A 21,588-nucleotide genomic window follows, 5' to 3' on the forward strand; every position below is an offset into this window, starting at 1 on the left:
GGTCAAGCCGGGGCATGACAATAATAGAAGAGTGTGCTGCTACACCCGAAAATGCTTCGATAGCTTGAGGCCCTGCGCCTGGTAGTTGGAGCCGATGCGCTGGCCGTACATCGCATCGGGGCGGGCCAGCATCTTCTCGTAGACGAGGCGGCCGACGATCTGGCCGTGCTCGAGGATGAACGGCACTTCGCGCGAGCGCACCTCCAGAACCGCGCGCGATCCTAGCCCGCCGGCGCCGGCATAGCCGAAGCCGGGATCGAAGAAGCCGGCATAGTGCACGCGGAATTCGCCGACCAAGGGGTCGAACGGCACCATCTCCGCGGCGTAATCGGGCGGCACCTGCACGGCTTCCTTGGACGCGAGGATGTAGAACTCACCGGGATCGAGGATCAGGCTGCCGTCGGGACGGGCCGAGATCGGCTCCCAGAAATCCTCCACCGCATAGCCGGAGCGGCGGTCGACGTCGACGACGCCGGTATGGCGCTTGGCGCGGTAGCCGACGAAGCCATTCGCCTTCTCGCCGGAGAGATCGACGGAGACGGCGACGCCGCCGGAGAGGTCTGCATCGTCGATGTCGACGAGGCGCTCGGCGGCGTGCAGCGCATCGAGCTCGTCGGCGTTGAGGATGGCATCGCCGGTGCGGAAGCGCACCTGACTCAGGCGCGAGCCCTCGCGCACCAGCACCGGAAACGTCTTCGGGCTGATCTCGGCATAGAGCGGGCCATGATAGCCGGCGCCGATCATGTCGAAGCGGCGGGTGCCGTCGGCGATGACGCGCGTGAAGACGTCGAGCCGGCCGGTCGAGCTTTTCGGATTTGCGGCTGCGACGATCTTCGGCGGCAGCGCCAGGCTCTCCAGCAGCGGCACGATGTAGACGCAGTTGGTCTCCAGCACCGCCCCGTCGGCGAGGCTGAACTCGTGCAGCTTCAATTCGTCGATGCGCTCGGCGACCGTGGCGCCGGGACCGGGCAGGAAACTGGCACGGACGCGATAGGCGATGTCGCCGAGGCGCAAATCGAGGCTTGCCGGCTGGATCTGGCTCTCGACGAAGTCATATTCGGGCAGGATGAGACCTTCTTCCGCCATCGCCGCGATCATGCGGTCGGGCAGGATACCATTGGCGTCGGCGGCGACCGTGAACGTCAACCGGGGGTCCTCATCAGGGGTCAAACGCATCCCGAAATGCGGGGAAATACCAGCCATTTACGGCTAGCCGATGGACGCCTTGACGGAAAGGGGATTGCGGAATATGAGCATCACTTATCCCGTGGTGATTTGAGCCGGCCGGCTTGCAGCCACGTTAAATAACTCGCTAAACAGGCCGGGGACCTCTGTGATCCCGGCCCGTGGAGATATCCAGGCCGGTTTTTTTTGTGACCATTTGCGCGTCGATGGTCATGTCGGAGGGTTCTATGTCGAAGTCGCCTGCCAATTACCGTCCTGAAACCCGCCTGGTCCATGCCGGGACCCTGCGCTCGCAATATGGCGAGACGTCGGAGGCGCTGTTCCTGACGCAGGGCTACGTCTACAACAGCGCGGAGGAGTGCGAGGCGCGGTTCAAGGGCGAGGACCCCGGCTTCATCTATTCGCGCTACTCCAATCCCACGATTGCGATGTTCGAGCGCCGCATGATCGAGCTCGAAGGCGCCGAGGCCGCGCGCTCGGCGGCAACCGGCATGGCGGCGGTGACGACCGCGATCCTAGCGCCGCTCAAGGCGGGCGATCACGTCGTGGCCTCCCGCGCCCTGTTCGGCTCGTGCCTCTACGTCATCCAGGACCTGTTGCCGCGCTATGGCATCGAGACGACACTGGTCGACGGCCTCGATCTCGACCAGTGGCAGCGGGCACTTAAGCCCAACACCAAGACGTTCTTCCTGGAAAGCCCGACCAATCCGACCCTCGACGTGCTCGACATTCCCGGCATCGCCGAGATCGCGCACAAGGGCGGCGCGCGGCTCGTCGTCGACAACGTGTTCGCAACGCCGATTTGGCAGAGCCCGCTCGCGCTGGGCGCCGACGTCGTCGTCTACTCCGCGACCAAGCATATCGACGGCCAGGGCCGGTGCCTCGGCGGCATCATCCTGTCCTCGGAAGCCTTCATCGCCGAGCACATCCACAATTTCATGCGCCAGACCGGCCCCTCGATCTCGCCGTTCAACGCCTGGGTCCTGCTCAAGGGCCTGGAGACGCTCGGCGTGCGCGTGCGCGCGCAGACCGACACCGCGGCGCGCATCGCCGAAGCGCTGGCGAGCCATCCGAAGATCTCGCGGCTGGTGTATCCCGGCCGCGCCGATCATCCGCAGGCGGCGCTGGTGAAGAAGCAGATGCGCGGCGGCTCGACGCTGGTCGGCTTCGAGGTCAAGGGCGGCAAGGCGGCAGCGTTCCGCGTGCTCAACGAGCTGAAGCTTGCGAAGATCTCGAACAATCTCGGCGACGCCAAGAGCCTCGTCACGCATCCGGCGACGACGACGCATCAACGCTTGAAGCCGGAAGACCGCGTCGCGCTCGGCATCAGCGAAGGCTTCATCCGCTTCTCCGCCGGGCTCGAGCATGCGGACGATCTGATCGAGGATCTCACCGCGGCGCTGGAGAAGGCATGAGGAGCGAATGGCGAATGGCGAATAGTGAGTGGCGAATAGATCGATCTATTCGCTGCTCGCCATTCCCTATTCGCCTCTACATCGGCCGATACGTCCTCACATCCGCGGGCACGTTCACACCCAGCTTGATCTGGCCGACCGAACGGATGATGTCGTCGCCGAGCAGCTGGGCGAAGCAGGCGTAACCCCAATCGTTCATGTGCAGGCCGTCGGCGATGACGAAGCCCTCGACGGGAATGGCCTGCTTCTCGTGCCAGTCGCGCATCACCTCGAAGCGCGGGAAGATGCCGACGTGACGGAGCTCGGCGACCTTGCCGAGCAGCTTCACCATCTTGCCGGCGCTTTCGGCGCGCTGGTTCACGGCCGGCGAATATTGCGGATCGACCAGCACGATGTCGGCGCCGCCCGCGGCCTGTATGCGGCTGATGCCGTCCTCCACCAGCTTGACCGTGTCGCCGGGATCGAGATTGCGCAGCACGGCGTTGGTACCGACCTGCCAGATCACGAGATCCGGATGCAGGTCGATCACCTGCGTCTGGAGGCGCTTCATCATCTCGGGGGCATCCTCGCCGCCGACGCCGGCATTGATGACGGTGATGTCGGCGGTCGGATACTGCCGGCGCAGCTGCGCGGCGAGGCGATTGGGGTAATTGAACTCCGGCGAGCTCGCGCCGAATCCCTGCGTCGACGACGAGCCGAACGCGACGATGACGACGGGCTGGCCGGCAACTAGCTTGCCCGCAACATGCGGCAGCGAGCCCATTGCCTTCGAGCTGCCCTTCGGGGGCAGGCAGGGCACACGGTTGAAGATGTCGCTGGCGGACTTGGCGGCCTGCTTCACCTTGTCGATGGCACGCGCCGTGATGCCGCGCTGCTCGGGCGAGGTCGCGGCGACGGTGGCCTGGGAGGGCGAAGCGGACGCGGGATCAGCCGACTGCGCGGGAGCGGGTGCGGCCTGAACGGCTGGAGCCTGGGCATGCGAATGCGGGGCCGGCGCCAGCAACAACAGCGCTGCGGCTGCAGGCGCGGCCAGCCATGTCGTCAGGCAAAAAGGGCGGAGAGAACTCATTAACGCTAGACCTCAATTTTGCTGCTGGGCCGGCTCCAGATGGGCTGCGTCGATCACGAACTGTGCCAACGCCCGGCCAAGGCAATCATGGACCTGCTTCGCCAGTTCGGGCCCTCGGGACGGGCTGAACAGGTCGAACTGACCCTGATCATTCCACTGCCGCATGATCGCGAAGCGATCGAACAGCGGGATGTCGTGCTCCTGCGCGACCACGCGCATATTATCGAGAAAAGGTTGGGCCGAAATCATGGTTTCGGTGCGGGGACTGTACTGCAAGTTCATCAAGACGACGTCAGCTCCCGCATTTTGCAATGCAACAACGCCTTCGGTGACGGCGCTGCGAAAGTCGTCGGGATCGATGGCTCGGATGGCATCCACGGTCCCGGTCTGCCAGATCACCAAGGTAGGCGTTTTTGCTTCCATCAGCTTAACGAAAGTGGCGGCGGTCTCCTCTGCCGTTCTCTTGCTCTGTATTTCTACGGAGACATGCACCACCTCCGACGGCGGCAGCTTCTCCTTGAGGATCGCCTCCATCCGCGCGGGGTACGAGCTGTTCTCCGAAGACGGAATCGTGGTCGAGCGGCTGCCGATGACCAGGATGTCGAGCGGCTTGCCGGCCTTGACGGCAGCGGCGACCTTGGGCAGCGGGCTTTCGGTGGCCAGCAGATAGGACGGCAATTCGCAGGCCGCGGGCGCTGGAGAATCAGCAGGCGCGGCATCGCCCGCACGCGCCACAGGCGCGGCGAGGCCACCGCATAGCAGGACCAGGCTCAGGAGAACCTTCGCCTTCATCAGCCCCCTCCCGCCAGATCGGCGTTGCCGACGGCGTTCTTGGTTTTCGCACCGCTCTTGTCAGCCACGCGCTTGTACCACGAAATGACCCAGGCCACGCCCCACATGATCAGGACTCCGGAGAGACTAGTCAGCGCATGCATGGCTGCGCCACCGGAGACTTCGGCCAGGATGAAGTGGCCGGCAAAGGCCAGGAAGACGCCGAGACAGAAGATCTCGAGGGAATGCTGGCCGCACAGGATCAGCGGCCGCAGCCAGGGCGATTTCAGGCCCGGCCAGTCCTTCGGCAGGAAGCGCACGGTGAGCGCGGCCAGCGCCAGGAAATGCGTGAAGCGCAGCACGTCGAGATCGGTCTTGTTGATCGGATACATCCATTGCTCGATCAGCTTTGGCATGAACTGGGAGAGCTGCGGCACGTACCAGGTCAGTGTCACGTAAAACGACGCGACGAGATAGGCGATCGCCATCCACATCGTGACGCGTGACGATAGAATACGCGACATGCGGCGCGCACCTCCGAGCGCACACCATGCACCGAACACGAACAGCAATTGCCAGGCAAAGGGATTGAAGGCCCAGAAGCCGTTCGGATAGGCCGACAGATAAAGATCGTACTCCCAGGTCACCGCATAGAGCACGACCGAGAGGCCGAGCGTGACGTCGGGCCGCCATTTCATCGACCACAGGATCAAGGGCAGCGCCAGCATCAGCACGATGTAGAGCGGGAGCACGTCCATGTTGACCGGACGGAAACGCAGGAGCAGCGCCTGCACGATGGTGACGTCGGGCTGCTTGAGGAAGTCCATGATACCCATCTCTTCGGTGTAGAGCGGGTTCTCGAACCTGGTCGCCACATAGGAGATCTCGGCGAGGAAGATCGTGAACAGGAAGACGTGGGCGACGTAGATCTGCCAGACCCGGCGCAGGATGCGCGCGGTGGCGATGAGGACGCCGTTCTCCAGCATCGCCCGGCCATAGACGAAGGCGGCGGTGTAGCCGGAGATGAAGATGAAGATCTCGGTGGCGTCGCTGAAGCCGTAATTGCGGATGGTGAACCAGGTCAGCAGACTCGGTGGCAGATGATCGATGAAGATCAGCCATAGCGCGAGCCCGCGGAACAGATCGAGCCGGAGCTCGCGCTCGCCGATGGCGGGCAGCGTGATGGCCGGCGCAGCCGTGCGCGGCTTGGTCCCTGCGGGCATGGCCCCCGCGGTTCCCGCGATCGTCGGTCCCGTCACTTGGTCGGCAATGGTCATCGGGGGCCTAAAAACCCTTCCGCAAATCGCGACGTTGAAGGAGTGTAATGGTCCGGCTGTCGTCTCGCAAAGCGGCCAGATCACATAAGGGTGCCTCCCTTGGGAGTGTCCTTCTTGGGGGTGTCCTTCCCCTCGAATTCTGGCGGGACGATGTCGCCCAAGCCGTCCGCGGCGTTTGGTTCCCGGGGCAGATTTCGCTATGATGGCAGCCATGTACCGCGCCGTGACCCGCCAGATCGAAGTGACCGTCGAGCCGAATTTTGTTCCGGAGCAGTCGTCGGCCGACCGCTCGCGCTATTTCTGGTCCTACACCATCGTCATCACCAATTCGGGCGAAGAGACCGTGCAGCTCAAGACGCGGCACTGGATCATCACCGATGCCTCCGGCCGCCAGCAGGAGGTGAAGGGCGAGGGTGTGGTCGGCGAGCAGCCGATCCTGGCCCCCGGCGAGCGCTTCGAATACACCTCAGGTGTGCCGCTCTCGACCGCCTCAGGCTTCATGACCGGCCGCTATCAGATGGTCAGCGAAACCGGCGAACGCTTCGAGATCGACGTGCCGACATTCTCGCTCGACAGCCCGGACAACAAGCGGGTGTTGAATTAGGGCGGTGCCGTAGGGTGTGGCACGCAGCTGCATCAACATCGTCATTGCGAGCGGAGCGAAGCAATCCAGAGTCCCTCTGCGGAAAGAGGCTGGATTGCTTCGCTCCGTTCGCAATGACGGAGAATGCAGAACCTACGCGTTCTCCGCGCCCGCCTCGTGTGGCGTGAACTGGTACACCGATGAGCAGAACTCGCAGGTGACGACGACCTTGTCGTCCTTGACCATCGCGACGCGGTCGTCGGGCGAGAAGCTCTTGAGCATCGAGGCGACCGCATCGCGCGAGCAGGAGCACTGCGCCTCGATAACCTGCGGGTTGAACACGCGCACGCCGCGCTCGTGGAAGAGGCGGAACAGCAGCCGCTCGCCCGAGAGCTCGGGATCGATCAGTTCGACGTCTTCGACGGTTTCGATCAGCGAGCGCGCCTCGACCCAGGCGTCATCTTCGGCGATGCTGTGCACCTCGGTGCCCTCGGGCGCATCGCCGGGATGCAGATCGGCCCGCCGAGCGCGCTCCGGCGCCTTGGGCAGAAACTGCATCAGCATGCCGCCGGCGCGCCAGCGATGCTTGCCGCCGTCGCTTGAGCGCCACTCCTCGCCGACCGCGAGGCGCACCTTGGTCGGGATCTGCTCGGAGCGCAGGAAATATTCGTGGGCGGCGTCTTCCAGGCTGCCACCGTCGAGCGCGACCAAGCCCTGGTAGCGGCTCATGTCCGGGCCCTGGTCGATTGTCATGGCGAGATGACCGCGGCCGAGCAGCGTGCCGGAATCCTTCGCCGTGCCCAAGCGCGAGGCATCAAAGCGGGCATAGGCGCGCAGACCATCCGGCGCCTTGTAATCGACCACCAGGAACGACACCGGGCCGTCGGTCTGGGCCTGAAGAATGAAGCGGCCCTCGAATTTCAGCGCCGAGCCGAGCAGCGTCGCCAGCACGATGGCCTCGCCAAGCAGCTTGCCGACCGGCGCCGGATAATCGTGCTTGGTGAGAATGTCGTCCAGCGCCGGACCAAGCCGCATCAGGCGCCCGCGCACGTCGAGCGCGTCGACCTCATAAGGCAGCACGGCGTCGTCGATCGGAACCGCTGATGGTGCGCGAACCGGGCCTTCTGGCCCGGTTTTCATGTCAGGAGATTGAGAAACCATGGGGCGTTATCTGGGGTCGAAGGGCGGGGAATGGAAGGGGTGTGTGTTCCGGAATGCGCGTGGAGCTGTACGAAGCCACCTCAAATTCGATGTCGTCCCGGACAAGCGCAGCGAAGCGGAGCTTGTCCGGGACGACACCTGTGTGTGAGGCTCGTTCCCGGACGACATCGGCGTGTGGGGCGACAAGAGCGCCAACAGACGCGCCGCGTTATTTCACCGCGTCAAAACACCAGGCCAGAATGCCTTTCTGCGCGTGCAGACGGTTTTCGGCCTCGTCGAACACGACCGATTGCGGGCCGTCGATCACTTCATCCGTGACCTCCTCGCCGCGATGGGCGGGCAGGCAGTGCATGAACAGCGCGCCGGGCTTGGCCAGCGACATCAGCTTGGCATTGACTTGGTAGGGCTTGAGCACGTTGTGGCGGTGCTCACCCTCCTTGTCGCCCATCGACACCCAGGTATCGGTGACGACGCAATCGGCGCCGCGCACGGCGGCTTCCGGATCGGTGCCGAGCACGATAGGCGCGCCTGACGTCTTGATCCAGTCGCGCATGGCCTTTTTCGGCGCGAGCTCTGGAGGCGTTGCGACGTTGAGCTGGAACTTGAAGCGCTCGGCGGCATGCGCCCACGACGCCAGCACGTTGTTGTCGTCGCCGGTCCAGGCCACCGTCTTGCCCTCGATCGGGCCGCGGTGCTCCTCATAGGTCATGAGGTCGGCCATCACCTGGCAGGGATGCGAGCGTCGCGTCAGGCCGTTGATGACAGGCACGGTGGCGTTGGCCGCAAGCTCCAGCAACGCATCGTGATTGAGGATGCGGATCATGATGGCGTCGACATAGCGCGACAGCACGCGCGCAGTATCGGCGATGGTCTCGCCACGGCCGAGCTGCATCTCGGCGCCGGTGAGCATGATCGCCTCGCCGCCGAGTTGGCGCATGCCGACGTCGAACGACACGCGGGTGCGGGTCGAGGGACGCTCGAAGATCATCGCTAGCGTCTTGCCTTCGAGCGGCCTGACCGGCTGATGCGCCTTCTGCTTTGCCTTCATGGCGGAAGAGGCGGCGAGCATGCTCTTGAGCTCCGACAGCGGCAGCTCGTTGATGTCCAAAAAGTGCTTTGGAGCTTTGTTGGGCGTCTTGCTCATCAGCTTGCCGCCCGCTTGGTGTGGCTGGACGAGATCGCAGTGCAGGCGCGTTCGAGCCGCCCGACGCTGTCCTCGATCTCCGCTTCGGTGACGATCAACGGCGGCAGGAAGCGCACGACATTGTCACCGGCCCCGACGGTGAGCAGTTTTTCGGCGCGCAGCGCCGCGACGAGATCGCCCGAGGCCACCACGGCTTTGATACCGATCAGGAGGCCCTCGCCGCGCACCTCGCTGACGATATCGGGATGACGGTCGATCACGGAGGCAAGCTTCTGCTTGAGCAGCAGCGACATCTTCTGCACGTGGTCGAAGAAGCCGGGCTTGAGCATGACGTCGAGCACGGCGTTCGCAGCCGAGATCGCGAGCGGATTGCCGCCGAAGGTCGAGCCGTGCGAGCCGGGCCCCATGCCAGCGGCCGCGTCCGCAGTCGCGAGCACCGCGCCGATCGGGAAGCCGCCGCCGAGCGCCTTGGCGAGCGACATCACGTCAGGTGTGACGCCGGTGCGCCTATAAGCGAAGAGATCGCCGGTGCGGCCCATGCCGGTCTGCACCTCATCGAACGCGAGCAATAGGCCGTGCTCGTTGCAGAGCTCGCGCAGCGCCTTCAGGAAGCCGGGAAGCGCAGAACGAACGCCACCCTCGCCCTGGATCGGCTCGATCAGGATGCCGGCGGTGTGCGGGCCGATCGCCTTCTTCACGGCTTCCAGATCGCCATGTGGCACCTGGTCGAACCCGTCCATCGGCGGACCGAAGCCCTCGAGATATTTTGCAGATCCGGTGGCGGCGAGCGTCGCCAGTGTCCGGCCGTGGAAGGCGCCCTCGAAGGTGATGATGCGGTAGCGCTCCGGGTGTCCCTTGGAGAAGTGATGGTGGCGCACCAGCTTGATCACGCCTTCCAGCGCCTCTGCGCCGGAATTGCAGAAGAACACGAAATCCGCAAAGCTCTCGTTGCAGAGACGGCTTGCGAGCTTCTCGCCGTCCGGGCTCTGGAACAGGTTCGACATGTGCCACAGCTTCGTCGCCTGCTCCTGCAACGCCTTGACCAGCGCGGGATGAACGTGGCCGAGCGCATTCACCGCCACGCCCGAGGTGAAATCGAGATAGCGATCGCCATTGGCCGCGATCAGCCAGCAGCCTTCGCCGCGCTCGAAACCGAGGTCGGCCCTGGCGAAAACGGGGAGCAAATGCGGCGCGGCGCTCTTGGTCATGACGTCACTTGAATGTTGCGGACGGTGTGACGCGTGCATTGCGCAACGCACCATCGACCGGCCCGGAAAACGAAACGTGCCGCCTTTTAAGGGCGGCACGTAAGACTATCTTATGCTTGGCAAGACGGGTGTCAATGCCGCCCGGAAAGCCTCGCGAAACGCTCAATCCGTAGTCTTGCGGTGCCGATTTTGCGGGGTTTTCACCACGGAACATGTGGAAGCGAGTCGGCGGACTCTTGCGCGGGAGTCACGCCATATTGTAGCGTTTAGCCTGTCAGATACGACATCTCGTGCAGCGGTTCTGATCCCAAGAGTCCTCATGTACCGGCGTAAACGTTCGGGCGTCTTGAGCGCGCCCGGCGAGCCTTAAGGGATTCGGGCGGCACGGGTTTTTCAAGGCTTTAGGCATTCGCTGCGAAGGCCCCAGGATGGCAGGCGCGCAGCGAGGGAAAGGGTGCAATGACGGTTTTGACCTGGTCCGATGATCGCGTCGAGCAGCTGAAAAAGCTCTGGGAGGCCGGACTTTCGGCCAGCCAGATCGCGGCGGAGCTCGGCAATGTGACCCGCAATGCCGTGATCGGCAAGGTGCACCGGCTCGGCCTGTCCGGCCGCGCCAAGAGCCCTTCATCGGCAGCGCCCCGGCCGCGCAAGGCGCGGCCCGCGCAGCACATGATGCGGGTGACCCGCCCGGTCGCGCGCGGCAACACCGCGCTGGCGCAGGCCTTCGAGGTCGAGGTGGAGGCCGAGCCTGTTACCTACGACAACGTGGTGCCGATGAGCCAGCGGCTGTCGCTGCTGGAATTGAACGAGGCGACCTGCCACTGGCCGGTCGGCGATCCATCGAGCCCGGATTTCTTCTTCTGCGGCGGCAAGGCGCTGTCCGGCCTGCCCTACTGCGCCCAGCATTCGCGCGTGGCCTATCAGCCCGCAGCGGATCGCCGTCGCGCGCCGGCGAAGCCGGGCACGCGGTGAGTTTGTTGATCTAGCTGATGGCAGTCGTCACACGATGACGGCTCAACACATCCGATGTCGTCCCGGACAAGCGCGCCAAAAGCGCGCGCAGATCCGGGACCCATAGCCACCGCGAGATGTGGTTACGGACTCGGAGTTATCTTTACCGCGCAGCATTCACGTTCTGTGGTTATGGGTCCCGGATTGCGCTTGTCCGGGACGACACTGAGTGTGTCGCTAAGGCTTCCCAAACCCCTTACGTCTGCTCGGCCTTCGCGAAGCGATCGTCCAGCGCATAGCCGGCGCCGCGGACGGTGCGGATCGGATCCTGCTCGCGGCCGAGATTGAGCAGCTTGCGGAGGCGGCCGATATGGACGTCGACGGTGCGCTCGTCGATGTAGATGTCGCGGCCCCAGACGCTGTCGAGCAGCTGCTCGCGCGAGAACACGCGGCCCGGATGCTCCAGGAAGAACTCCAGTAGACGATATTCGGTCGGGCCGAGATCGATTGGCCGGCCCGAGCGCGCCACGCGGCGCTTGTCGCGATCGAGCTCGATATCGCCATAGGCGAGCACGGTGGCGAGCCGCTCGGGGCTGGCGCGCCTGAGCAGGCCCTTCACGCGCGCAAGCAGCTCCGGCACCGAGAACGGCTTGACGATGTAATCATCGGCGCCGGTCGCAAGTCCCCGCACCCGCTCGCTCTCCTCGCCGCGCGCGGTAAGCATGATGATCGGCAGCTGCTTGGTTTCGGGGCGGGTACGAAGCCGCCGGCACAGCTCGATGCCCGACAGGCCCGGCAGCATCCAGTCGAGCACGATCAGATCGGGAATGTGCTCCTTGAGGCGGGTGTCGGCGTCGTCGCCGCGCATCACCGTCTCGACGTCATAGCCGTCGCCTTCGAGGTTGTAGCGGAGAAGCTCGGTGAGAGCCTCCTCGTCCTCAACCACCATAATGCGTGCGCCCATGTTGTCGTCGCTCCTTAGGTATTCGGCACCGTCGTGGCGAAGGTCGTCATGTCGCCCTTCGGCCGCTTGTCGGTGATCGCCTGGCCCTCGATCATGTAGAACACGGTCTCGGCGATGTTGGTGGCGTGGTCGCCGATCCGCTCGATGTTCTTGGCACAGAACATCAGGTGGATGCAGAACGAGATGTTGCGCGGATCCTCCATCATATAGGTGAGGAGCTCGCGGAACAGCGAGGTGCAGATAGCATCGACTTCCTCGTCGCCCTTCCACACCGTCATCGCCGCCGGCAGATCGTGCGCTGCATAGGCGTCCAGCACCGACTTGACCTGCTGCTGCACGAGGTCGGTCATGTGTTCCAGGCCGCGGAACAGCTTGAGCGGATGAAAGTCCGTCTCCAGCGCCGCGACGCGCTTGCCCATGTTCTTGGCGAGGTCGCCGATGCGCTCGAGATCGGTCGCAACGCGCATGGCGCCGACGATCTCGCGCAGGTCGACTGCCATCGGCTGGCGGCGGGCGATGGTGAGCACGGCGCGCTCCTCGATGCGCTTCTGCAGCGCGTCGAGCTCGGCGTCGGTGGCGACGACGCGCTGGCCGAGCGCGACGTCGCGGCGGATCAGCGCGTCGACGGAATCGACGATCATGCGCTCGGCTATGCCGCCCATCTCGGCGACCAGGCGGGTGAGCTCCTGGAGGTCGGTGTCGAAGGCCTTTGCGGTATGTTCAGAACCCATGTTCCGTCTCCTCAGCCGAACCGGCCGGTGATGTAATCCTGCGTGCGCCGGTCGCTCGGCGACGTGAAGATCTTGCTGGTGTCATCGAACTCGATTAGCTCGCCGAGATACATGAAGGCGGTCTTGTCGGAGACGCGCGCCGCCTGCTGCATGTTGTGCGTGACGATCGCGATCGTGTAGTTCTCGGACAGCTCCTGGATCAGCTCCTCGACCTTGGCAGTCGAGATCGGATCGAGCGCCGAGCAGGGCTCGTCGAACAGGATCACCTCGGGCCGCACCGCGACGGTCCGCGCGATGCAGAGGCGTTGCTGCTGGCCGCCGGAAAGCGACAGGCCGGAGGCATTGAGCTTGTCCTTGACCTCGTTCCACAGCGCGCCGCCGCGTAGCGCCTTCTCGACGCGGTCGTCCATCTCCGACTTCGAGATCTTCTCATACAGACGAATGCCGAAGGCGATGTTCTCATAGATCGTCATCGGGAACGGCGTCGGCTTCTGGAACACCATGCCGACCCGCGCCCGCAGCAGGTTGAGGTCCAGCTTGGCGTCGAGAATGTTGGTGTGGTCGAGCAGCAGCTGGCCGGTGGCGCGCTGGCCAGGATAGAGATCGTACATCCTGTTGAAAATGCGCAGCAGGGTCGACTTGCCGCAACCGGACGGGCCGATGAAGGCCGTGACGCGATTGGTACCGAGCGCCAGATTGATGTTCTTCAGCGCGTGGTGCTCACCGTAGTAAAAATTCAGGTTGCGCGCGGTGACCTTAGCGGGCGCCTCGGGCAGCGGCTGCGAGCCGGGATGAACGGTCGGCGCGCTGACGGAAATAGACATTTCACTCATTTTGCAGTCCTCTCGGCGCCAATGATGCGCGCGCCAATGTTCAGGGCAAGCACGGTCAGGGTGATCAGCAGCGCGCCGCTCCAGGCGAGCTGCTTCCAGTAGGCGTAGGGGCTCTGCACGAAATTGTTGATGGTCACGGGCAAGTTGGCCATCGTCTTGTCCAGACCCAGGCTGAAGAACTGGTTCGAGAGCGCGGTGAACAGCAGCGGCGCAGTCTCCCCGGCGACGCGGGCAGTTGCGAGCAGCACGCCGGTGATGAGGCCGGAGCGCGCGGCGCGATAGGCGATCCGCTTGATCACCAGCGAGCGCGGCAGGCCGAGCGCACTGGCGGCTTCGCGCAGCGGATTCGGCACCAGCAGCAGCATGTCTTCCGTGGTGCGCACCACGACCGGGATCACGATGACGGCGAGCGCCAGCGCGCCTGCGATCGCCGAGAAGCCTCGCATCGGCACCACCACCGCGCCGTAGATGAACAGGCCGATGATGATCGAGGGCGCCGACAAGAGAATGTCGTTGATGAAACGGATCACCGAGGTCAGCCTGTCGTTGCGGCCGTACTCGGCGAGATAGGTGCCGGCGAACAGGCCGAGCGGCGCGCCGATGCCGACGCCGAGCACGGTCATGATCAGCGAGCCGACGATGGCGTTGCGCAGGCCGCCCTCGGTCGATCCGGGCGGCGGCGTGTCAGCAGTGAAGACCTGGAGGTTGAGCCCGGCCAGGCCGTTGTAGAGCAGCGTGATTAGGATCAGCGCTAGCCAGGTGACGCCGAAGGCGGCAGCGGCGATGCAGAGCCCGCGGATGATGATGTCTCCGCGGCGGCGGCGTGCGTAAATCGGGTTCATGTCACTTCCCCGCCTTCTGTTCCAGGCGCATCAGCATCAGCCGCGCAGCTGCGAGCACGAAGAACGTCAACACGAACAGCAGCAAACCGAGCAGGATCAGACCGGACTGGTGCAGGCCGTCGCTCTCGGCGAACTCCGATGCGATCGCCGCCGAGATCGTGGTGCCTGGGGCGAAGATCGACGAGGAGATGCGGAACGAGTTGCCGATGATGAAGGTCACCGCCATGGTCTCGCCGAGGGCGCGGCCCAGCGCCAGCATGACGCCGCCGATGATGCCGACGCGTGTGTAGGGGATCACCACGCTGCGAACGACTTCCCAGGTGGTGCAGCCGACGCCGTAGGCGGCTTCCTTCAAGACCGGCGGCACCGTCTTGAACACGTCGACCGAGATCGAGGTGATGAAGGGCAGCACCATGATGGCGAGGATCAGCGCAGCGTTGAACAGGCTGAGATAGGAGGGGGGCCCGGCAAAGATCGCGCCCAGCACAGGGACGCCGTCGAAGACCTTGATCATGAAGGGTTGGAAGGTGTTGGCCAGGAACGGGCCCAACACGAAGAAGCCCCACATGCCGTAGATGATCGAGGGAATGCCGGCGAGCAGCTCGACCGCCATGCCGATCGGGCGGCGCAGCCATTGCGGGCAGAGCTCGGTGAGGAAGATTGCAATGCCGAGACCGACGGGAATGGCAATCAGCATCGCGATGAAGGAGGTGACGAGCGTTCCGTACATCGGCCCGAGCGCGCCGAGCACCGGCGGATCGGCCGAGGGCGCCCAGCGCTGCGTCCACAGGAAGGAGATGCCGTATTCCTTCATCGCCGGGAACGCACCGACCATCAGCGAGATGATGATGCCGCCGAGGATCAGCAGCACCGAGATAGCGGAAAGCCGCGTGATCCAGTAAAAGGTGACATCGCCGAGCTTGAACGCGCTCAAGGCCTTGGCGCGGTCATACGGTCCGGCGTCGTCGATTACATCGCTCTGAACGGCCATCTCTGCCACGCCGATCCCCTGTGCCCGTTTGATATACGCTTGTTTTTGTTCTCGCGCCCCGGATACGGCGCTAGCCTATCCGGGGCCTGGCGTTTGTGGGTCCCGGCTCTGCGGAGCGGCATTTCATGCCGCACCGCGTCCGGGACACGAGAGTTTGCTTAGCTCTTGATGTCCGCAGCCCAGGTCTTCTCGATCAGAGTCACGACGCTGGCCGGCATCGGGATGTAGTCGAGTTCTTCGGCCGCCTTGCCGCCGCTCTTGAAGGCCCAGCGGAAGAACTTGATGGCTTCCTGCGAGGCCACCTTGTCGGTGGCGTCCTTGTGCATGAGGATGAAGGTCGCCGCCGTGATCGGCCAGGACTTCTCGCCGGGCTGGTCGGTCAGGATGACGTAGTAGCCGGGCGCCTTGGCCCAGTCGGCGTTGGAGGCGGCCGCCTGGAAGGCTTCCACAGTCGGCTGCACCGGCTTGCCGGCCTTGTTGACGAGGCCGGTGTAGGTCAGCTTGTTCTGCTTGGCATAGGCGTACTCGACATAGCCGATCGAGTTCTTGGTCTGGCTGATGTTGCCGGATACGCCTTCATTGCCCTTGGCGCCAACGCCAACCGGCCACTCGACCGCGGTGCCCTCGCCGACCTTGCTCTTCCAATCCGCGCTGGCCTTGGAGAGATAGTTGGTGAAGTTGAAGGTGGTGCCCGAACCGTCCGAACGGCGGACCACGGTGATCGCCTCCGACGGCAGCTTCACGTTCGGATTGAGCTTCTTGATCGCGGCATCGTCCCACTTGGTGATCTTGCCGAGATAGACGTTGGCGAGGGTCTCGCCGTCGAACACCATTTCGCCGGGCTTCACGCCCTCGATGTTGACGACGGGGACGATGGCGCCCATGACCATCGGCCACTGGACGAGGCCATCCTTCTCGAGCTGCTCGGCCTTGAGCGGCGCGTCGCTGGCGCCGAACGTCACGGTCTTGGCCTGGATCTGCTTGATGCCGCCGCCGGAGCCGATCGACTGGTAGTTCAGACCGTTGCCGGTCTCCTTTTTGTAGGCGTCAGCCCACTTCGAATAGATCGGGAACGGGAACGTCGCGCCGGCACCCGTGATGTCGGCCGCAAAGGCTGCCGTCGTCGATGCGGCGACCAAGCCAGCAGCGACGATAGTTTTGAGGAAATTCATGCTGGTCTCCATACAGGGGAGCGAAGCGCCATCCGCGCCCGATCGCGCTCCCCGTGCCGCCCCTTTAGGAGCGGTCGGCTGTGCTTTTACGAAGGTTTCGTGACAGCTGGATGACACCCTCAAGCGATTGAAATCGCAAGAGTTTCAGGTCACGCCGATGTCCTACCCTGGGGAAAACAGGCTGTGAAAGTGGCGCCCTGCCTGGGCACGCTTTCGATCAGAAGCCGGCCGCGATGGCGGTTAAGAATATGTTTCACCAGCGATAATCCGAGCCCGGTCCCGCCTTGGGAGCGGCTGTCGCCAACATCGACCCGATAGAAGCGCTCGGTCAGCCGCGGCAGGTGCTCGGGCGCGATGCCGGGGCCGAAATCGCGGACCATGACCCGGATTTCCTGAGTTCCGTCAGTGGATGCGCTCGAGGTCAGCGACACGATGACGCGTCCGCCCGAGGCGCCATATTTGAGCGCGTTCTCGATCAGGTTCTCGAACAGGCGGAGCAGCTCCTCCCGATCCCCCGCGATCATCACCGGCGGCTCCGGCAGATGGATTTCCACCTCGACCTGGCGCTCGCGCGCCAGCGGCTCAAGTCCGTCGGCGACCTGGCGGATGATCGGCACGAGATCGACCAGGGTGTCGGGCCGGACATGGGCCGACAGCTCGACCCGCGACAGCGACAAGAGATCGTCGATCAGGCGCGCCATGCGGGTGGCCTGGTTGTGCATGATGCCGAGGAAGCGCTCGCGTGCCTTGGGATCGTCCTTGGCCTGGCCCTGGAGCGTGTCGATGAAACCCGACAGCGCGGCCAGCGGCGTGCGCAGCTCGTGGCTGGCATTGGCGACGAAGTCGGCGCGCATCTCCTCGACCCGGCGCAGCGGCGTCTGGTCGTGGAAGGTCATCAGCATGCATTTGTCGGCGCCGCCGAAGCTGGTCGGCACCGGCACCGGCGTGATCATGAGCTCCATCCAGCGATCGACCGGAACATGGTCGAGATAGGTCGCGCGCCGCGGCTCAGTGGTCGCGATCGCCTCGCGCAGCGCCGTGATGATCTCCGGCGAGCGTAGCGCGAATTGGGCGAGCTCGTTCCTGCGCAGCGCCGGCGCGAGCTGGGCGGCCGCGGCGTTGAGGTGGATGACGCGGCCGGCGCGGTCGAGCAGCACGGCCGGATCCGGCATGCCGGCGACCACCGCGGCCACCGCCGCGCTCTCGACCGGGTTGATGCGCCTGACGTCGTCGCGGGAGGCGGCGGGATCGTGCAGCCGCCACGGGATCAAAGCAGCCGCCGCGATACAGAGGAACACGATTGCGGCGTGCAGCGCCGACAATTCGCCGAGCGAGACCACGACGGACAGCGCCAGCGCTGCGGCGATAAGGATGATGGTCGAGTGCCGCAGCCGGTCGGACCAGGGCTGAGCGGAGGGAGAAGATGGGGCGTCGATCGCCATAGGGGCGGCTTCTCCTTGAGGGGCTTGCGCCGGTCAGGCGCCGCCGTCGCTGCGCTCTCTCGCATAGGCGGCTTCACGCGCCGGGCCGGGGTCGAGCTTGAGCGCCGCCTGCTGCAGGCGCTTCGAACGTGCGCCGATGATAACTTCGCGAAACGTCAGCAAGATTACAGATAAGACGAAGGGAGACAGATAATAGAGGACGCGGAACAGCAGCATGCCGCCGAGAAGCTCCTCGCGGTCCATCTGCCAGAGGCCGACCAGCATGGCGGCGTCGAACACGCCGAGGCCCCCGGGCGAATGGCTGGCGAAGCCGAGCAGGGTCGCCGAGACGAAGATCACCGCGACCACGACGAAGCCGAGATTGGGCTCGTCCGGGACCAGCACATACATCGCCAGCGCGCAGAAACCGAGATCGACGATGCCGATCGCGATCTGGAGCAGTGTCAGCGGGCCGCCCGGCAGCACCACGGTCCAGGGTCCGCGACCGACCACCCGCGGCTGGGTCCAGACCCAGACCACATAGCCGACCAGCGCCACGATGATCATCAGCGCCAGCACCCGGTTCAGCCAGGGCGGCAGCTGGTCGATCGAGGCCGCGGCCTCCGGGTGGTAGGAGATGCCGAGGCCGAGCACGGCGGCATTGCCGAGCCAGAAGGTCAGGCCGGCGAGGAAGCAGATTTTTGCGACGTCGATCGCGTTCAGCCCATAGGCCGAATAGATGCGATAGCGCACCGCCCCGCCGGTGAAGACGGAGGCGCCGACATTGTGGCCGATCGAATAGCTGGTGAAGGCCGCGAGCGCGTTGATGCGATAGGGCACATGGGCATGGCCGATCGCGCGCGTGGCGAACAGGTCGTAGAAGGTCAGCGTGAAATAGCCCGCGGCCACGAACAGCGCCGCCATCGCAATCTGGCTCGGCTCGGTGCTCTTGATCGCTTCGAGAACCTCGTTGAAATCGATACCTCGCAGCATGTGGTAGAGCACATAGCAAGCGATGCCGATGACCGCGATGCTGATCACAACTCCAAGCTTATGCAGGATTTGCTTCTGGCGCAGAAACGACGTCGCCCTGCGTATGGCTTCCAGCATCTAGACCTCGAACAACGCTTCATCGGCCAGGGTGGCCGGCGGACAGGCGAACGCGCAGGCATTCAACGAACCCTGGCTGCCAACGCCAGCATCGCGCATGCCCCCTGCCCCTCCACTAGCGCGTTTTCGGGCGAAGTGGAATTCGCCAATTCGAACAAAAACACGTGCCTTCAATATTTTAGGCAGGGTTACGGCTCCCGGGGCACGGTTTGGCGCTTTCGGCGGCAAGGCCTGGCGCGAATCTCCATGGCGATCCTGCGCAGGGGGCCATGAAGTTTTGATGATTTCGGCCGCACAATGTTCCTTCCCGCCTTAAGCCGACGTCAATCTATGGACCGCCACCGCCTGTTGAAAGAGGGCAATCCAGGCGTGGCAGAGGGTTGTCCGATGCGCCCGGAAGGTCGCGGGCCCCAGACCGCACTCAAGGCGCGGTCAAATAGCCGCGGCCATACGCGCCGGCTTGATCCTCGAAGATCGCCATGGCCGTGGTCATCCGCCTGAAGCCCAGCCCAGGCGTTCGTAAAAGCCTTCCTTGCCCGGCACGGCATAAAGGATGATCTTGCGATGGCCGCGGCAACGCGCAAGCAGACGCTCGATCATGTCGCGGCCGAGACCCCGCCCCTGATGGTCCGGGTGCACTGCGACATCACAGAGATAGGCGCAGTCGCGGCCGTCGGCCAGCACGCGCCCTGCACCCACGATGCGGCCATTTTCCCTGGCGAAGGCCCGAAACATGCTGTTGCCGAATACCAGCGCGAGATCGGCCGGCGCCTTGGTGCCGAGCGGGGCAATGCGATAGAGCTCGGACAGCTCATGCCAGTCGATGCCGGCGAGATCGTCGGACCAGACAATCGACATCTCGTCCTCCTTCAGGCCGCAAGCTGTGGACGCACCGCTTCGATTCCGGCGATCCAGCCGCCGACCGATCGGCCGATCGCATCGGGATGATCCTCCTGGAGGTAGTGCCGACCGGGCCCGAGGCGGACGAGCGCGCAGCGCTGCAGCGAGGCCGCAAAGGTCTCGGCAAATTCGGGAGCGACGACGGCTCCCGGCTCGCCCGCGAACAGCAGCTTCGGATAGGCGGACGCTTTGAGCGACGCATGAGCCGATTGCAGCGCCTGATAGACATCGGCAGGCTCGCCCGCGATCGGCAGTTCACGCGGGAATGCAAGAACGGGCCGGCGGCTGTCCGGCGTCGGAAATGGCTCGCGATAAGGAGCCATCTCGTCTTCGCTCAAGGTGCGCATGATGCCACCGGGCAGCACGCGTTCGACGAAGGCGTTCGCCTCCAGGATCATGGCCTCTCCCTCGCCTTGCGTCCTGAATTTTCGGAAAGTTTCGCGCGCAGCTTCGACCTGATGAAAGTCCTGCCAGGTCGGCATCGGCCGGATGAACTCCATGAAGGCGAGGCCGCGCACCAAGGCGGGCCGGCGCGCCGCGAGATGAAATGCGAGGGCCGTGCCCCAATCCTGCGCGACGAGATAGGCCGAATTGATGCCGAGCTCGTCGATCAACGCGTCGAGATAGCGGACATGGTCGAAGAAGCGATAGGCGATATCGGGTTTGCCGGACCGGCCGAAGCCAATGAGATCGGGCGCGATGCAATGCGCCACCGGCGCCACCAGCGGCAGGATGTTTCGCCAGATATGGGACGACGTCGGATTGCCGTGAAGAAAGAGCGCGACCGGCGCATCCTTGGCGCCCGTCTCGCGATAGGCCATCGTGCTTCCCAGCACGGAGGCGCTGCGGATCTGGATCTCGGCTTGCTGGCTCATGTCGGCTCCTTGAAGACAGTCTTGAATGCGATGGTCTTGAATCGCTCGAGCGCGTTGGGCGTGCGGTCGACCTTCATGCGCAGGATCGCGCCCTGCCAGGACGCGAGCAGGAAATCGGCAAGCTCCTCGGGCTCGAATTCGGAATCGATCTCGCCGCTTTCCTGCGCCTCGCGGATGCAGGCCGCGAAGGGCATGCGCCACTCGGCAAAAATCTCGGCAAGGCGGCTGCGCAGCAGCTCGCTGCTGCCGGCCGCTTCCAGACTGAGATCGCCGATGAGGCAACCGCGTCCGTAGCCGTCGGCTTCGAGCCGGCCGGTGATGATGTCGAGATAGCGTTTGAGCCGCGCCCGCGGCGTCAGCGAGGCGTCTTCAAGCGCCTCCGCGACCAATCCCTTCGTGATCTCGAAATAGCGATCGAGCACCTCCGAAACGAACGCTTCCTTCGAGCGAAAATGATTGGTGAAGGACCCCTGCGGGGCGCGCGCCGCGGCGGTGACATCGCGCACGCTGGTACCGTGATAGCCAGTCCGGAACATAACCTTCAGGCCGGCGTCGAGGATGGCGTCTTTGAGCGAAGGCTTGGGCATGACCATATAATACGCACGTACGTATTATTGTCAAGCACAGCCTTTCCCCGACGCTTCATGACCTCTCGGAGGGCCGGAGGGAGGGGGGCTCGGCCGCGGCTTCAGCCTGCCCGCATGCTGCGCGACACCACGCGGTCGCGCAGCCAGGCGCCGATGGTGCAGCCGACGAGGTAGCAGGCGAACATGATCAGGCCGAGGTCGAGCCAGTAGCCGAAGCGGCCGGGGACCACATGGGCGAGGGAGGCCGCGACCAGAGCGGCGGCAAGCACTGCGAGCCAGCGCGCGGTCACCTTCGAAGTGCCGTTGCCGCGCTGGACCACCGAGATCCAGCCCATGCAGAAGCCCAGCAGCAGCGAGCCGATCAGCCAGCCCAGATGGAACGAGACGAGATAGGGCAT

22 protein-coding genes and 1 riboswitch are annotated in these 21,588 nt (G+C 64.5%); of the genes, 3 read left to right on the plus strand and 19 right to left on the minus strand.

Annotated elements, in window-relative coordinates; all coding sequences use genetic code 11:
* Nucleotides 1–39: 39 nt before the first annotated feature.
* Complete coding sequence (locus ACVIIV_RS05330; protein WP_456748668.1) at nucleotides 40–1,176, minus strand: 2'-deoxycytidine 5'-triphosphate deaminase; 1,137 nt, start codon at nucleotides 1,174–1,176, stop codon at nucleotides 40–42.
* Nucleotides 1,177–1,257: 81 nt separating this feature from the next.
* A riboswitch (SAM riboswitch) is annotated at nucleotides 1,258–1,337 on the plus strand.
* A 75-nt stretch (nucleotides 1,338–1,412) separates the two neighbouring features.
* Between ACVIIV_RS05330 and ACVIIV_RS05335 the strand changes: the two genes are divergently transcribed.
* Nucleotides 1,413–2,600, plus strand: coding sequence for an O-succinylhomoserine sulfhydrylase (locus ACVIIV_RS05335; protein WP_456743252.1), 1,188 nt, complete (start codon nucleotides 1,413–1,415; stop codon nucleotides 2,598–2,600).
* Between the two features lie 76 nt (nucleotides 2,601–2,676).
* Here ACVIIV_RS05335 and ACVIIV_RS05340 read toward each other — a convergent pair whose 3' ends face one another.
* From ACVIIV_RS05340 to ACVIIV_RS05350, 3 genes are read right to left on the minus strand one after another with little or no spacing between them, the layout of a single operon-like run.
* The gene (locus tag ACVIIV_RS05340) at nucleotides 2,677–3,669 is read right to left on the minus strand and encodes an SGNH/GDSL hydrolase family protein (protein ID WP_456743253.1); all 993 of its coding nucleotides are present in this window, start codon (nucleotides 3,667–3,669) and stop codon (nucleotides 2,677–2,679) included.
* 12 nt (nucleotides 3,670–3,681) lie between these two features.
* Nucleotides 3,682–4,461, minus strand: coding sequence for an SGNH/GDSL hydrolase family protein (locus ACVIIV_RS05345; protein WP_456743254.1), 780 nt, complete (start codon nucleotides 4,459–4,461; stop codon nucleotides 3,682–3,684).
* Entirely contained in the window at nucleotides 4,461–5,717 is a 1,257-nt protein-coding gene (locus ACVIIV_RS05350) for an OpgC domain-containing protein (RefSeq protein WP_456743255.1), read from the minus strand. Before ACVIIV_RS05350 ends, ACVIIV_RS05345 begins: the two co-directional genes overlap by 1 nt.
* 211 nt (nucleotides 5,718–5,928) lie before the next feature.
* Between ACVIIV_RS05350 and apaG the strand changes: the two genes are divergently transcribed.
* Nucleotides 5,929–6,321 (plus strand): Co2+/Mg2+ efflux protein ApaG, encoded by a 393-nt coding sequence (gene apaG / locus ACVIIV_RS05355; protein ID WP_024337101.1) that lies wholly within the window; start codon nucleotides 5,929–5,931, stop codon nucleotides 6,319–6,321.
* A gap of 132 nt (nucleotides 6,322–6,453) precedes the next feature.
* Here the strand turns inward: apaG and ACVIIV_RS05360 are convergent, their stop codons facing one another.
* From ACVIIV_RS05360 to ACVIIV_RS05370, 3 genes are all read right to left on the minus strand, one after another.
* Nucleotides 6,454–7,461 (minus strand): Hsp33 family molecular chaperone, encoded by a 1,008-nt coding sequence (locus ACVIIV_RS05360; protein WP_456743256.1) that lies wholly within the window; start codon nucleotides 7,459–7,461, stop codon nucleotides 6,454–6,456.
* Between the two features lie 208 nt (nucleotides 7,462–7,669).
* Complete coding sequence (gene argF, locus ACVIIV_RS05365; RefSeq protein ID WP_456743257.1) at nucleotides 7,670–8,605, minus strand: ornithine carbamoyltransferase; 936 nt, start codon at nucleotides 8,603–8,605, stop codon at nucleotides 7,670–7,672.
* On the minus strand, nucleotides 8,605–9,813 hold the full coding sequence (locus ACVIIV_RS05370) for an acetylornithine transaminase (RefSeq protein WP_456743258.1): 1,209 nt from the start codon (nucleotides 9,811–9,813) through the stop codon (nucleotides 8,605–8,607). The genes argF and ACVIIV_RS05370 overlap by 1 nt, the downstream gene beginning before the upstream one ends.
* Nucleotides 9,814–10,272: 459 nt before the next feature.
* On the opposite strand from ACVIIV_RS05370, the gene ACVIIV_RS05375 reads away from it, so the two are divergent.
* Entirely contained in the window at nucleotides 10,273–10,785 is a 513-nt protein-coding gene (locus ACVIIV_RS05375) for a GcrA family cell cycle regulator (protein ID WP_024337097.1), read from the plus strand.
* 235 nt (nucleotides 10,786–11,020) lie between these two features.
* Here ACVIIV_RS05375 and phoB read toward each other — a convergent pair whose 3' ends face one another.
* The 12 genes from phoB to ACVIIV_RS05435 form a co-directional block, all read right to left on the minus strand.
* Entirely contained in the window at nucleotides 11,021–11,728 is a 708-nt protein-coding gene (gene phoB, locus ACVIIV_RS05380) for a phosphate regulon transcriptional regulator PhoB (protein WP_008143479.1), read from the minus strand.
* 14 nt (nucleotides 11,729–11,742) lie between these two features.
* Nucleotides 11,743–12,459 (minus strand): phosphate signaling complex protein PhoU, encoded by a 717-nt coding sequence (gene phoU, locus ACVIIV_RS05385; protein ID WP_456743259.1) that lies wholly within the window; start codon nucleotides 12,457–12,459, stop codon nucleotides 11,743–11,745.
* 11 nt (nucleotides 12,460–12,470) lie between these two features.
* Nucleotides 12,471–13,292 (minus strand): phosphate ABC transporter ATP-binding protein PstB, encoded by an 822-nt coding sequence (gene pstB / locus ACVIIV_RS05390; protein ID WP_456743260.1) that lies wholly within the window; start codon nucleotides 13,290–13,292, stop codon nucleotides 12,471–12,473.
* Nucleotides 13,289–14,134: a phosphate ABC transporter permease PstA gene (gene pstA, locus ACVIIV_RS05395; protein ID WP_456743261.1), complete on the minus strand. Its 846-nt coding sequence runs from the start codon at nucleotides 14,132–14,134 to the stop codon at nucleotides 13,289–13,291. The genes pstB and pstA overlap by 4 nt, the downstream gene beginning before the upstream one ends.
* A 1-nt stretch (nucleotide 14,135) precedes the next feature.
* Nucleotides 14,136–15,125 carry a phosphate ABC transporter permease subunit PstC gene (pstC, locus tag ACVIIV_RS05400; RefSeq protein WP_456748669.1) on the minus strand — a complete coding sequence of 330 codons (990 nt, stop codon included), beginning with the start codon at nucleotides 15,123–15,125 and terminating at the stop codon, nucleotides 14,136–14,138.
* Between the two features lie 158 nt (nucleotides 15,126–15,283).
* Nucleotides 15,284–16,297, minus strand: coding sequence for a phosphate ABC transporter substrate-binding protein PstS (gene pstS, locus ACVIIV_RS05405; protein ID WP_456743262.1), 1,014 nt, complete (start codon nucleotides 16,295–16,297; stop codon nucleotides 15,284–15,286).
* A 149-nt stretch (nucleotides 16,298–16,446) separates the two neighbouring features.
* Nucleotides 16,447–17,739 (minus strand): ATP-binding protein, encoded by a 1,293-nt coding sequence (locus ACVIIV_RS05410; protein WP_456743263.1) that lies wholly within the window; start codon nucleotides 17,737–17,739, stop codon nucleotides 16,447–16,449.
* Between the two features lie 33 nt (nucleotides 17,740–17,772).
* Nucleotides 17,773–18,828, minus strand: coding sequence for a lysylphosphatidylglycerol synthase domain-containing protein (locus ACVIIV_RS05415; RefSeq protein ID WP_456743264.1), 1,056 nt, complete (start codon nucleotides 18,826–18,828; stop codon nucleotides 17,773–17,775).
* Nucleotides 18,829–19,317: 489 nt separating this feature from the next.
* Nucleotides 19,318–19,686 (minus strand): GNAT family N-acetyltransferase, encoded by a 369-nt coding sequence (locus tag ACVIIV_RS05420; RefSeq protein WP_456743265.1) that lies wholly within the window; start codon nucleotides 19,684–19,686, stop codon nucleotides 19,318–19,320.
* 11 nt (nucleotides 19,687–19,697) lie between these two features.
* Nucleotides 19,698–20,603: a haloalkane dehalogenase gene (locus ACVIIV_RS05425; protein ID WP_456743266.1), complete on the minus strand. Its 906-nt coding sequence runs from the start codon at nucleotides 20,601–20,603 to the stop codon at nucleotides 19,698–19,700.
* Nucleotides 20,600–21,190: a TetR family transcriptional regulator C-terminal domain-containing protein gene (locus tag ACVIIV_RS05430; protein ID WP_456743267.1), complete on the minus strand. Its 591-nt coding sequence runs from the start codon at nucleotides 21,188–21,190 to the stop codon at nucleotides 20,600–20,602. Before ACVIIV_RS05430 ends, ACVIIV_RS05425 begins: the two co-directional genes overlap by 4 nt.
* A gap of 101 nt (nucleotides 21,191–21,291) precedes the next feature.
* Complete coding sequence (locus ACVIIV_RS05435) at nucleotides 21,292–21,588, minus strand: hypothetical protein (RefSeq protein WP_456743268.1); 297 nt, start codon at nucleotides 21,586–21,588, stop codon at nucleotides 21,292–21,294.

This window comes from Bradyrhizobium sp. USDA 4354 (assembly GCF_054060315.1).

What these genes read in the sequence shown, in the direction of transcription:
- ACVIIV_RS05330 (WP_456748668.1), bottom strand. Translation starts at nt 1,176, where the DNA reads ATGCGTTTGACCCCTGATGAGGACCCCCGGTTGACGTTCACGGTCGCC.
- ACVIIV_RS05335 (WP_456743252.1), top strand. Translation starts at nt 1,413, where the DNA reads ATGTCGAAGTCGCCTGCCAATTACCGTCCTGAAACCCGCCTGGTCCAT.
- ACVIIV_RS05340 (WP_456743253.1), bottom strand. Translation starts at nt 3,669, where the DNA reads ATGAGTTCTCTCCGCCCTTTTTGCCTGACGACATGGCTGGCCGCGCCT.
- ACVIIV_RS05345 (WP_456743254.1), bottom strand. Translation starts at nt 4,461, where the DNA reads ATGAAGGCGAAGGTTCTCCTGAGCCTGGTCCTGCTATGCGGTGGCCTC.
- ACVIIV_RS05350 (WP_456743255.1), bottom strand. Translation starts at nt 5,717, where the DNA reads ATGACCATTGCCGACCAAGTGACGGGACCGACGATCGCGGGAACCGCG.
- apaG (WP_024337101.1), top strand. Translation starts at nt 5,929, where the DNA reads ATGTACCGCGCCGTGACCCGCCAGATCGAAGTGACCGTCGAGCCGAAT.
- ACVIIV_RS05360 (WP_456743256.1), bottom strand. Translation starts at nt 7,461, where the DNA reads ATGGTTTCTCAATCTCCTGACATGAAAACCGGGCCAGAAGGCCCGGTT.
- argF (WP_456743257.1), bottom strand. Translation starts at nt 8,605, where the DNA reads ATGAGCAAGACGCCCAACAAAGCTCCAAAGCACTTTTTGGACATCAAC.
- ACVIIV_RS05370 (WP_456743258.1), bottom strand. Translation starts at nt 9,813, where the DNA reads ATGACCAAGAGCGCCGCGCCGCATTTGCTCCCCGTTTTCGCCAGGGCC.
- ACVIIV_RS05375 (WP_024337097.1), top strand. Translation starts at nt 10,273, where the DNA reads ATGACGGTTTTGACCTGGTCCGATGATCGCGTCGAGCAGCTGAAAAAG.
- phoB (WP_008143479.1), bottom strand. Translation starts at nt 11,728, where the DNA reads ATGGGCGCACGCATTATGGTGGTTGAGGACGAGGAGGCTCTCACCGAG.
- phoU (WP_456743259.1), bottom strand. Translation starts at nt 12,459, where the DNA reads ATGGGTTCTGAACATACCGCAAAGGCCTTCGACACCGACCTCCAGGAG.
- pstB (WP_456743260.1), bottom strand. Translation starts at nt 13,292, where the DNA reads ATGAGTGAAATGTCTATTTCCGTCAGCGCGCCGACCGTTCATCCCGGC.
- pstA (WP_456743261.1), bottom strand. Translation starts at nt 14,134, where the DNA reads ATGAACCCGATTTACGCACGCCGCCGCCGCGGAGACATCATCATCCGC.
- pstC (WP_456748669.1), bottom strand. Translation starts at nt 15,125, where the DNA reads ATGGCCGTTCAGAGCGATGTAATCGACGACGCCGGACCGTATGACCGC.
- pstS (WP_456743262.1), bottom strand. Translation starts at nt 16,297, where the DNA reads ATGAATTTCCTCAAAACTATCGTCGCTGCTGGCTTGGTCGCCGCATCG.
- ACVIIV_RS05410 (WP_456743263.1), bottom strand. Translation starts at nt 17,739, where the DNA reads ATGGCGATCGACGCCCCATCTTCTCCCTCCGCTCAGCCCTGGTCCGAC.
- ACVIIV_RS05415 (WP_456743264.1), bottom strand. Translation starts at nt 18,828, where the DNA reads ATGCTGGAAGCCATACGCAGGGCGACGTCGTTTCTGCGCCAGAAGCAA.
- ACVIIV_RS05420 (WP_456743265.1), bottom strand. Translation starts at nt 19,686, where the DNA reads ATGTCGATTGTCTGGTCCGACGATCTCGCCGGCATCGACTGGCATGAG.
- ACVIIV_RS05425 (WP_456743266.1), bottom strand. Translation starts at nt 20,603, where the DNA reads ATGAGCCAGCAAGCCGAGATCCAGATCCGCAGCGCCTCCGTGCTGGGA.
- ACVIIV_RS05430 (WP_456743267.1), bottom strand. Translation starts at nt 21,190, where the DNA reads ATGCCCAAGCCTTCGCTCAAAGACGCCATCCTCGACGCCGGCCTGAAG.
- ACVIIV_RS05435 (WP_456743268.1), bottom strand. Translation starts at nt 21,588, where the DNA reads ATGCCCTATCTCGTCTCGTTCCATCTGGGCTGGCTGATCGGCTCGCTG.